Below are 2,683 nucleotides of genomic sequence, written 5' to 3'. Positions count from 1 at the left end.
TCAGCGTCACTGACGGCTGGTATAAGTCAGAAAATTGTGAAGTTCTCACCGTAGGACGAGAAGAATGTGACCTCACAGATCAACGGCAGGTCAGCAAGTGGATGGCCTGCGAAAAACCTGATATTGTTGTAGTGGCGGCCGCAAAGGTTGGCGGCATATTGGCTAATAATTCATACCCGGTGGAGTTCTTATACAACAACCTAGCTATACAGAATAATATTATTAAATTATCCTATGATCAAGGGGTTGGTAAGCTCTTATTCTTGGGATCGTCCTGCATTTACCCTAAGATGGCTCCTCAGCCGATTGTCGAAGAAGCGCTTCTGACGGGTCCCCTCGAACCCACCAACGAATGGTACGCCATCGCAAAGATTGCTGGGATCAAATTGTGTCAAGCTTACATGAAGCAATATGGAGCTTGCTTTGTTTCCGCTATGCCTACCAACCTCTACGGTCCTTTCGACAACTTCGACCTGTCATCTTCGCACGTTATTCCCGCGCTAATACGTAAGGCGCATGAGGCGAAAAAGGCGGGCCATCCCAACCTGACGATCTGGGGTACAGGCACCCCCCTTCGGGAATTTCTACACGTCGATGATCTGGCCGATGCTGCGGTATTTATACTGAAGCAATACCAAGAATATGAACACATCAACATCGGTAGCGGATTCGATCTCTCGATTGGTGAAGTTGCACGAATGGTTATGGATATCGTCGGGCTGAATGGTGAGTTGACGCACGATCTTACCAAGCCAGATGGCACACCTCGTAAGTTGATGTCAGCCGACAAACTCAAGAAAATGGGATGGAAACCTAAAATAGATTTGAGGGAAGGTCTGGCATCAACCTATCAGTGGTTCCTTGACAATGTTTACAAATGACAGGAAGGAAGCCATGCCCTTCGAAATTGAGGAGCTTGCGGCAGAGGCATACTTGGCTAAAGGCCACATTTTTTCTGATGAAAGGGGTATAAGTTACACATCATACGAAGCGAAAGAAAACTTAGATTCGCGATCTACGTTTGACCTAGTTGAAGAAAGTATAATTAAGACTAAATTATCCGGATGTTTTAGGGGTCTTCACTATCAACTTGAGCCACATGCCCAAGCTAAAATTGTAAATGTCACCCAAGGAAGCGCTCAATTCTTTTGGGTAGATTTACAAGACGATTCCCCTATTGCACAGGTTAATTCCATAATTTTGTCATCTCCTCATGTTTCCCTTTACACTCCTAGAACCTGCGCACATGGATTTCTGGCCCTTGAAGACGATACTGTTTTTGTATTAAAGGTGGACAGAAGTTTAAATTTTTGTTCGCGTGCTGAAGTATCAGCATTTGCTGATGACATAGACATCGTCTTTCATGTTCCTCCTTCAAGAGATCTCCTCTCCAAAAGAGACCAGTATGCGCCCTCGTTCAAAACCCGTCGCCGGTAGGTTTATAACAGCGCCTGGTTTGCGGGAGGGGAGACGCGGTCCCCTAATGTGACTGATTTCGAGTGTAGCGCTGTTCTCAGCCCACGTTGATCCCGAGCATGAGTTCATGAACGCGATTGGCCGGGTGGCGTTGGCAAGCGCGGTCAGGGTCCGGTCAGCCAGTCATGAGGATTGATGCCGCCCAGCTTGCAGTTTTCGATGAGCGCGGCGATGACCGCCCAGTTGTCACCGCCCTCGTCGGAGCCGGCGAAAAGGACGCCGTAGCCATCGACCTGCAGGATGCCTGCAAAATCGCCGAGATGGATGTCGGGCCGCTCAGCCTTCCAATCTGCCGCATAGACATAGGCGACCATTGGCGGGCCAGCGAGGAAAGCCGCAATCGCGAGTAACGATGGCGTCAAGCCCACCTCATCCGCGCCCTACGCTGGTCGCAGGAGCGTCAGGTAGAAGCACATATATATTGCGCTGCAGAATGGCTTGTGGAAAGCTGGGCACCTCTATCAACCCGTTGTTCTGAGCGGGCTTGGGCGGTTCGGCTGTTCGACTTGTGATTTGGCGTGATAGGTCCCACTTCGCCCCCATGGAGCGGGTTTCCGGTGCCGTTCCCGCGTTTCAGGCGCAGTTATCCCTTCGCTGCCCGTCGTTCGTGGACGATCAGGCGGTGCATGTTGTACGCAAGGTTGGCGAGGGTGATCTTGGCTTCGGCGCGCTTGATGCCGATGGTGCGGATGAACAGCCCCATCTGGTCTTTCTGGCGGACGAACACATGTTCGACACGGGCACGGACCTTCGATTTGGCGGCGTTGGCCCTGGCGGTGCGTTCGGACATCGGCTTGCCGCGCGGCTTCTTGCGGTAATGCGGCTGACCCGGGACTGCCGCTTGAGCCACGCCTCGTTGGCCCGGCTCCGATAGGCCGTCGGCCCAGACATCGGAGGCGGTGTTGTCGTTGGTGACGACATCGCGCAGCATCCGTCCGTCGAAACGCGCTGCGTCAGTGACTTTGCCCTTGCGAATGAAGCCGAAGGCCCGGCAGATCGACACGCTGCTCTTGTAGCCGAAGCAGGGGATGGCGATGTCGATGCCCGGCTTGCCGTTCGCCAAGAGTCTGGCATTTGCGAACTTGAGCGTCCAACGCGCATCGGTGTGCTTCTGTGCTGCTCTGGCGGGCTTGTCGGGCCTCTCGCTAGCGCTCTTGCCTGCCTTTATCGCCTCCTTTTCAGGCGCGGCGTTGCGTTGCTTGGAAGC

Annotated in this window: 3 protein-coding genes and 2 pseudogenes; 2 read left to right on the top strand and 3 right to left on the bottom strand. The window is 53.0% G+C overall.

Translation table 11 applies throughout. From position 1 onward, the window contains the following. Both L858_RS0119020 and L858_RS21505 read left to right on the top strand, forming a co-directional pair. The coding region (locus tag L858_RS0119020) for a GDP-L-fucose synthase family protein (RefSeq protein WP_028056297.1) at positions 1-881 on the top strand (881 nt) is incomplete at its 5' end. A gap of 13 nt (positions 882-894) precedes the next feature. Then, complete coding sequence (locus L858_RS21505; RefSeq protein ID WP_193742896.1) at positions 895-1,437, top strand: dTDP-4-dehydrorhamnose 3,5-epimerase family protein; 543 nt, start codon at positions 895-897, stop codon at positions 1,435-1,437. Positions 1,438-1,513: 76 nt separating this feature from the next. On the opposite strand, the pseudogene L858_RS22590 reads toward L858_RS21505, so the two are convergent. From L858_RS22590 to L858_RS20795, 3 genes and pseudogenes are all read right to left on the bottom strand, one after another. Beyond that, a pseudogene (locus tag L858_RS22590) lies at positions 1,514-1,694 on the bottom strand (transposase domain-containing protein); the annotation flags it as partial. Then, positions 1,695-1,802: pseudogene (locus L858_RS22585) on the bottom strand (IS66 family transposase); the annotation flags it as partial. 257 nt (positions 1,803-2,059) lie between these two features. After that, a partial coding sequence (locus L858_RS20795) for a transposase (RefSeq protein ID WP_238565009.1) occupies positions 2,060-2,683 on the bottom strand: 624 nt, incomplete at its 5' end.

It is taken from the genome of Sphingobium bisphenolivorans, assembly GCF_000412635.1.
Lineage (GTDB): Bacteria > Pseudomonadota > Alphaproteobacteria > Sphingomonadales > Sphingomonadaceae > Sphingobium > Sphingobium bisphenolivorans.
Note: the sequence above shows the minus strand (reverse complement) of the source record. Positions and strands in the feature narration are given on the sequence as shown.